The organism is Hungatella sp., from assembly GCF_046966825.1.
In genome coordinates this window covers 1-7759 of record NZ_JBKVCZ010000207.1, presented here as the reverse complement: position 1 = coordinate 7759, position 7759 = coordinate 1, and the positions used below count along the sequence as shown (strand labels likewise).

At 48.7% G+C, this 7759-nt stretch carries 7 protein-coding genes and 1 pseudogene; 1 reads left to right on the top strand and 7 read right to left on the bottom strand.

Annotated elements, in window-relative coordinates:
* Nucleotides 1-179, top strand: a 179-nt coding sequence (locus ACLTD4_RS31985) for a methylated-DNA--[protein]-cysteine S-methyltransferase (protein ID WP_412331885.1), incomplete at its 5' end; no start/stop codon positions are given.
* A 132-nt stretch (nt 180-311) separates the two neighbouring features.
* Here ACLTD4_RS31985 and ACLTD4_RS31980 read toward each other — a convergent pair.
* The 7 genes and pseudogenes from ACLTD4_RS31980 to ACLTD4_RS31950 form a co-directional block, all read right to left on the bottom strand.
* Nucleotides 312-860, bottom strand: a complete 549-nt coding sequence (locus ACLTD4_RS31980) for a DUF6144 family protein (protein WP_055659349.1) — start codon at nt 858-860, stop codon at nt 312-314.
* A gap of 289 nt (nt 861-1149) precedes the next feature.
* Nucleotides 1150-1983 (bottom strand): AraC family transcriptional regulator, encoded by an 834-nt coding sequence (locus ACLTD4_RS31975; protein ID WP_055659418.1) that lies wholly within the window; start codon nt 1981-1983, stop codon nt 1150-1152.
* Between the two features lie 188 nt (nt 1984-2171).
* Nucleotides 2172-3506, bottom strand: a complete 1335-nt coding sequence (locus ACLTD4_RS31970) for a uracil-xanthine permease family protein (RefSeq protein WP_117623182.1) — start codon at nt 3504-3506, stop codon at nt 2172-2174.
* A gap of 68 nt (nt 3507-3574) precedes the next feature.
* Nucleotides 3575-4519, bottom strand: a complete 945-nt coding sequence (arcC, locus tag ACLTD4_RS31965; RefSeq protein WP_002602705.1) for a carbamate kinase — start codon at nt 4517-4519, stop codon at nt 3575-3577.
* A gap of 91 nt (nt 4520-4610) precedes the next feature.
* Nucleotides 4611-5804, bottom strand: a complete 1194-nt coding sequence (ygeW, locus tag ACLTD4_RS31960) for a knotted carbamoyltransferase YgeW (RefSeq protein WP_055659345.1) — start codon at nt 5802-5804, stop codon at nt 4611-4613.
* Between the two features lie 193 nt (nt 5805-5997).
* Nucleotides 5998-7311, bottom strand: a complete 1314-nt coding sequence (locus ACLTD4_RS31955) for a YgeY family selenium metabolism-linked hydrolase (RefSeq protein ID WP_055659343.1) — start codon at nt 7309-7311, stop codon at nt 5998-6000.
* Between the two features lie 47 nt (nt 7312-7358).
* A pseudogene (locus tag ACLTD4_RS31950) lies at nt 7359-7759 on the bottom strand (diaminopropionate ammonia-lyase); the annotation flags it as partial.

Sequence of the window (7759 nt, the reverse complement as noted above, 5' to 3'; positions counted from 1 at the left end):
ATCCCATTTCCATTATCATACCGTGCCACCGGGTTGTGGGCGGAAATGGAAGCCTGACCGGATATGCAGGCGGAATTGCCACGAAGATGAAGCTGCTGGAGCTGGAAGGCGTAGATATGTCCTCCCTGTTTATTCCCGCGAGCAGCGAGCCAAATGGACACGCTGGCGCGTCCATTTGACGACTGCTGCGAGGGGGAGTGCGCTCTGAGCGCGAGAAACGGTACAGGCCATGGGCGGGCCGCAGTTTCAGATTGATTCGGCCGGCTCCTGGTATTGCCGGCTCCCCCCCTGTTTTAAGTGACTGCGTATATTTATCCCCATACAGGGTCATGAAGTGTGATTCTCATCAGACATTCACCGTCTCCCATCTTAATACTTTTCAGCAGTTCCACGTCAGCCTCACAGGCAAACGCCTGCTCAAAGAGGACCTTGCTGTACCCTGTCGTACACTGGCACCAGGTATTCGTCTCCAGCTTATCCACTTCCGCCAGCATGGGGCAGGGACAAAAATGGAACTGCAGAAAGAGTTCGCCGTCTCTGCAGGAGAGTCCGGCGGCTTTTGCTTTCTCTGAATTTGCAAACTCTTCTATGCTTGATACAGATGCCTTCAGTTCCTTTACGAGCGCAGCTTTCTCATCCATTCCATAACCACATTGACAGTTCCTTCTTATTTTCTTTATGGTATCAGATTCAAATCTGCTTTCCAGGCGGTGCATGGCAGACTTTACCCACTCAGAATTGCTTTCTGTATTTGTTGCCTGTTCCTTACCATAAACCACTTCATTCGCCAAATCCGCGTTACTTTCCGCTTTGACAGATTCGTAAATGACCTTCTCTTGTATTTTTCTTATATCAAACATTGTTTTCCTCCATATTCCTGACTGGCTGTGTAATGTTAGCTGAGTAATGTTAGCTGGGTAATGTTAGCTGAGTATTGTTGGTTGAGTATCGTTCATGAAAATTCGTCCCTTGAGCGTTGCTTTCTGTTCTGGCAGCCGCTTCTGAAAAACATCTTCCCAATCATCTCACATACCTGATGGTGAACCGCATAAAAAAATGACCTCCTTTCTGCATAAAGTGTTTCGTACACTTCTATTATAGAAAGAAAGCCATGGGCTTGACTTCTGAATTCTTGCTGTTATAAGCTTGTTATGAAATGGGGATGCATAAATCCATAACAACGCTGTGATTGCCGCGGTCAATGCGGCGATACAGATTTAGTCCGTAACGCCGCGCCATGTGATAACCGCTCTGTGGCAGCCAGATGTTGAAGATTCCCTGCAGCGTCTCGAAGATGTCCTTGATTTCTCCGTCGTAATGATACACAATCCATTTACCGCCTCTGATCCGCATAACGTGATCCAGACTGCAGTCCGGCTCTGTTGTCATGCAGAGATCACAGATGCACTGAGATGCGTTCGTAATCGCCGGGTCATTGAAAAAGCGTTCGATCAGAACGGTATCTTCTTTCAAAAATGTTTTGTATTGATCGAAAAACTGATACCAGTGCGTCTCAATGTCCACATAGCTTCCTATAAAACGCTCATATATCACAAATATGTCCGGAAACTCCTGAATTTCGATTCGTGCAGCGTATTCTTCCGCGATTTTGAAGCGGGCAGTCCGCTCCGGGGTAAAGGGAACAGGCATGCTATGAGCCGGTATTGACTGCTTGTACCCCGTAGGGGAGGTATGATGTCGCTCTTTAAATACGGTACTGTAGTTGGAAGCACTGTATCCGTAATCCAGACCAATGTCCGTAATGGCTTTCGTTGGATTCAGTTTCAGATCCACGGCGCTCTGGTCAACCTTACAGCGTTTGATAAACGCATAAACGCTTTCGCCGGTTTCTTCCTTGAATATGCGGCTGAAATGAAATTTTGATATGTAAAAATGAGCGGCTAAGCGGTCAAGCGACAGATCCTCATCTAAATGCCCCATTATATAATCAATGCTTTGATTTACAAGATTTTTTCGGTCCATAGTTCTCCAGTTCTTTGATGCCTTTAAGATACGTTTATTGTAAAATTTTTGCCTCACGCTGTCAACACATGGGAACGGAGTGGAAGGAAATACCTGTACCAGGCCATAAACATATTGCCTGGCTGCATAAAAAGTGCCCAATGACCAGTCAATAGTCATTGGGCGCTTTTCCTGCGAAAGGATGGATCTTATTTCACTTTTTGGCCTTCTCTCGGAAGGATAATATTCAGCAGAACCGCCACGATGGTAGCGACTACGACCGGTGAACGGCCGAAGATGGTGACTACCCAGCTGGGGAATGTGGAAAGTGCTGCGGTGGCCTGGGAGATACCCATGCCGAGCGCTGCGGCAAGTCCTACGATAGAAGAGTTGCGGTAAGTCATCTCTTCCGACATAACAAGCTTCATACCGGTCATGGCGATAGAAGCAAAGACTGATACGGTTGCGCCGCCCAGAACACATTGGGGAATGGTGGTGAGCAGTGCGGAGAACTTCGGAATTAAACCGGCTGCAAGGAGAATGACAGCGGTAAGACCCAGGACACAGCGGTTGACAACCTTTGTCGTCGTAACGATACCGACGTTCTGGCTGTAGGTTGCGGTGGGGAGGCCACCGAGCAGGGCGCCAAGAATATTGGTGACGCCGTAGCCCATGATGCCGCCCTGAAGTTCCTTATCGGTTGGTTCACGGTCGATAGAACCGCTGGTAGTTGCCGTAAAGTCGCCAATCGCCTGTATGGAGTTGATGGCGAACAGGATTGCAATGGCAATACAGGAAGACGGTTCAAACATGATTCCAAAATGAAGAGGCTGCGGAACCTGGAAGGCTGCCGCGGAACCGATGCTGGCGAAATCGACCATGCCAAAGAAGAGTGAGACAACATAGCCGACGATGATGCCGATCAGGATCGAAGCGAGCTTAAAGATTCCTTTGCCGAAATGGTTCAGTACAGTAACTACGACGAGTGTTAAAAATGCAATCGTCCAGTTCTGCCAGGAACCGTATGTAGGGCTGGAGGTACCTCCGGCCATGTAATTAATTGCCGTCGGATATAAGGATAAGCCGATGGTGAAGACCACGGTACCCGTAATAAGCGGCGGGAAAAACTTACGGATCTGCATGACAAAAGCACCCACAATGAAGGCGACAACGCCGCCGACGATCTGAGCGCCTAAAATAGCAGGAACGCCGTAGTCCGCTGCGATGGACTGCATGCTGGGCACGTAAGCGAAGCTGATGCCCATGATAACCGGCAGAGCGGCTCCGAGATGGAACCCGTTCTTTTTACCGATGGGGAAAAGCTGCAGTAATGTGGAAAGTGCGGATACGACAAGAGCAGCCTGGATTAAGATAACCCGGTCTGCGGTGGAAAGGTTTGCAACGTTGGATACGATGATGGCTGGAGTAACGCAGCCAACGATCATGGCTACCACGTGCTGAAGTGCTAACGGCAGTGCCTGGGAGAATTTTGGGATGCCGTCCAACTGAAATATAGAAGCGTATTCTTTACTTGGCTGTTTCATAGAGAGAGTTCCTCCTTAGGTTATTGGAAGTACTCCGGGAAACCGGATTACGGTTTCCCGGCAGAAAATTACTGATGAATGCGAGTACCGGTTTTCCCCAGGATTCCCTCTTTTGCTTTTTCAAGCAGAGTGATGAGTGCGTTGCGCCCATCTTTGGAATCTGCGAATTTCACAGCAGCCTGCACTTTCGGAAGCATGGAGCCTGGCGCAAAATGGCCTTCGTCCATATACTTTCTGGCATCGTCTGTTGTGATATCGTCCAACCATTTCTCTTCCGGTTTTCCGAAGTTGATAGCGACCTTTTCTACGGCAGTTAAGATGATTAAGAAATCAGCGTTCAGTTCTTCCGCCAGCAGTTCACTTGCAAAGTCTTTGTCAATTACGGCGCTTGCGCCTTTTAAATGGTTTCCGATTAAAGTAACCGGGATACCGCCTCCGCCGCAGGCGATGACCAGCTGTCCGGAGTCCACGAGGGAGCGGATTGCACCGATCTCAATGATTTCGGCGGGCTTTGGAGATGCAACGACACGGCGGTAGCCGCGGCCTGCGTCTTCTTTCATGATATATCCGTACTTTTCTTCCGCGATCTTAGCCTGTTCCTCTGTCATGAAATGGCCGATCGGTTTGGAAGGTGCGTTAAATGCAGGATCTTCGGCATCTACACGGATCTGTGTGATCATGGTAGTAACCGGAATATCCGTGATATTTCTGTTTAACAGCTCTTCTCTCAGCGCGTTCTGCAGGTCATAGCCGATGTAAGCCTGGCTCATGGCAACACAGACGGAGAGAGGAGTATTAGGCTGAGACGGATCTTCACGACTCAATGCGCTCATAGCGTTGTTGATCATGCCGACCTGAGGTCCATTGCCGTGTGCAACGACGACTTCGCAGCCTTCCTCGATCAGATCTACGATCGCTTTCGCGGTGATTTTAACTGCCGTCATCTGTTCTGGCAGTGTGTTGCCTAAGGCGTTGCCGCCCAGGGCAATGACAATTCTTTTCTTCTTATCCATTGAATAAACCCTCCACCGGTTTTATAAAAAATCCAAAAAAGGACGCACCTGCTACTCGCTGGCAGCGGGTGCGCCCGGATTCATATTCTTCTTATTTGAATACGCGTGGCGTGTTTCTTTCTTCCAGCTTCTTTAAGATTTCCTGTGGATTCTCAAACTTGGCAAGGAAGATCATAGCGGCGATTACGTATGGCTTGAAGCTTGCTTCTTTGTATAACGGATCGCGGTAACGATCGAATACGGAAGCTTCTACTTCACCATCTACACAGCTTACGTCGTTGATATCAGCCGGTAAGCAGTGTAAGTACAGGGCCTTGCCATCCTTTGTGGTCTTCATAAGCTCTTCTGTACAGCACCAGTCTTTGTGGTCTGCGTTCTGAGCCAGTAATTCTTTCTCCAGAGCCTTGATGCCCTCTGTATCGCCTTCGCCGTATAAGTTGGTTCTCTTTTCCATTGCTGCGAATGGAGCCCAGCTCTTCGGGTAAACGATGTCAGCGTCTTTAAATGCGTCAGCCATGTCGTGAGATACACGGAAGGAACCGCCGGACTTCTCAGCGTTCTTTCTGGCAACTTCCTCAACCTCCGGCATTACTTCGTAGCCTTCCGGATGAGCCAGAACAACTTCCATACCCATACGTGTCATCAGGCCGATTACACCCTGAGGAACGGATAATGGCTTTCCGTAGGAAGGAGAGTAAGCCCATGTCATAGCCAGTTTTTTGCCCTTTAAGTTCTCAAGACCGCCGAACTCATGGATAATATGTAACATATCAGCCATACACTGTGTCGGATGGTCGATATCGCACTGTAAGTTTACTAAGGTTGGCTTCTGCTCTAAGATTCCGTCCTTGTGGCCCTGTGTTACAGAGTCAACAACTTCGTGCATATAAGCGTTGCCCTTGCCGATGTACATGTCATCACGGATACCGATAACATCAGCCATGAAGGAGATCATGTTGGCTGTTTCACGAACGGTCTCGCCGTGAGCAACCTGAGACTTGCCCTCGTCTAAGTCCTGAACTTCCAGGCCGAGTAAGTTACATGCGGAAGCGAAGGAGAAACGGGTACGTGTGGAGTTGTCACGGAATAAGGAGATTCCGAGGCCGCTCTCGAATACCTTTGTGGAAATGTTGTTTTCTCTCATGAAACGGAGAGCGTCAGCTACGGTCCAGACAGCTTCCAGTTCTTCGTCTGTCTTTTCCCATGTTAAGAAGAAATCATTGTTGTACATTTCCTTGAAATTTAAAGCGTTTAATTTGTCGATGTAATCCTGTAAGGTTTTCATATTGGTATAAAGCCTCCTGAAATAAATGTAATGTTATTTGGTATCTATCCTGCATGCTGTCCAGCCCGTCATAGATTTGGGGAAGGAATGAGGGCCGACGGCAAGAGTGATTGTTTTTAGGGGTGGCTGCAGGTTTTAAGGAGACCTGCAGCCGGCATATATGGTTACAAAATGGCAACTGATTGGCTAAGTATTATTTCTCGCAGTAGATAGAAGGAAGTGCTGCGTAAACTGCTGCACATGTTACTAAATCCTGCTTCCATGTCTTCTCATTCGGAGCGTGAGCCTGAGCCTCTGCGCCAGGTCCGAAGCCGATACACGGAATTCCGTTGCGTCCCATAATGGAAACGCCGTTGGTGGAGAATGTCCATTTGTCTGTCAATGGACGGGCAGTTCTCATGGCAAGTGTTTCTTCTGCGCCGATACGGGCATCGCCGTATAAGTTCTTGTAGGCTTCTTCCAGAGATGCGGTTACTTTGTGATCCTCCGGAATAACCCAGGTCGGGAAGTAGCACTCGATCGGATAAGTAAGTCCTTTATAGGAAGGACGGGAATATTCATACATGGATACGGTTACGTCTCCGCCGTACTTCTTTACGCTCGGTAAGTTGCGGATTTCTTCTAAGCAGCTTTCCCAGGTCTCACCGGCTGTCATACGACGGTCTAAGGATACCGCACAGGAGTCAGCAACCGCACAGCGGCTCGGTGATGTGAAGAAGATTTCGGAAACAGTGACAGTGCCGCGGCCTAAGAAGTTTGCTTCTTTCCATTCTGCGTTGTAGCTCTCGTCTAACATCTTAACGAGACCTTTTACTTCTTTGTCATCGGCTGCGTCGTTTTCGTTTAAGGCGCGTACATCCTGAAGGATATCGGCCATCTTGTAGATCGCGTTGTCACCGCGCTCCGGAGCGGAGCCGTGACAGGAAACACCCTTTACGTCTACACGGATTTCCATACGTCCTCTCTGGCCGCGGTAGATTCCGCCGTCAGTAGGCTCTGTGGATACAACGAATTCCGGACGAACCTTGTCTTCGTTGATGATGTACTGCCAGCAGAGACCGTCACAGTCTTCTTCCTGAACAGTACCGGTTACGAGTACGGTGTATTTGTCGCTTAAAAGTCCTAAATCCTTCATGATTCTGGCTCCGTAAACGGCTGATACGATACCGCCGCACTGATCGGAAACGCCGCGGCCGCCGATTTCGGTGTCATTCTCGTAGCCTTCGTATGGATCGAAGTTCCAGTTGTTCTTGTTGCCGATACCAACAGTATCGATATGAGCGTCAAAACCGATTAAGGTTGCGCCGGTTCCCATGTAACCAAGAACGTTGCCCATATCATCAATAACAACCTTGTCAAATTCAAGCTTTCTCATCTCTTCTGCGATGCGGTCGATATGAGCTTTCTCGTCACAGCTCTCGCCTGGGAATTTTACGATGTCTCTTAAAAATCTGGTCATATCAGCTTCGTAATTTTTTGCTGCCTCTTTGATTTTTGCGTAATCCATGATTTTAATACCCTCCGTTTTATTATTTTTTATGATGTTTCGATTGACTAACGTTCTTTTCCTTCCCAAACGATCGCTTTGTAGCGTTCCGGGTCGGTGTCGCCCTCCGTAGAGAAGAGAAGAACTTTTGAATCCTGATTCAGTCCTAAATGCTCTCTTAAATCCTTGTACTCATCCATGGTCATGATGCAGGCCAGAATACCGAATGGAGCTGCACCGGACTCACCGGACGTGACCTGTACGTCTCCCTTAATCGGAGCTGCCAGCATTCTCATGCCTTTTGCTGCTGCCCAGTCAGGAGCGGAGACGAAGGTGTCAACGTGGTTCTTTAAGATATCCCAGGAGATGGTGTTTGGCTCGCCGCAGGCTAAACCTGCCATGATGGTCTGCATATCGCCGTCCACGATCTGAATGCCGCCGTCGCCGGCTTTCGCACCCTTGTAGAGAC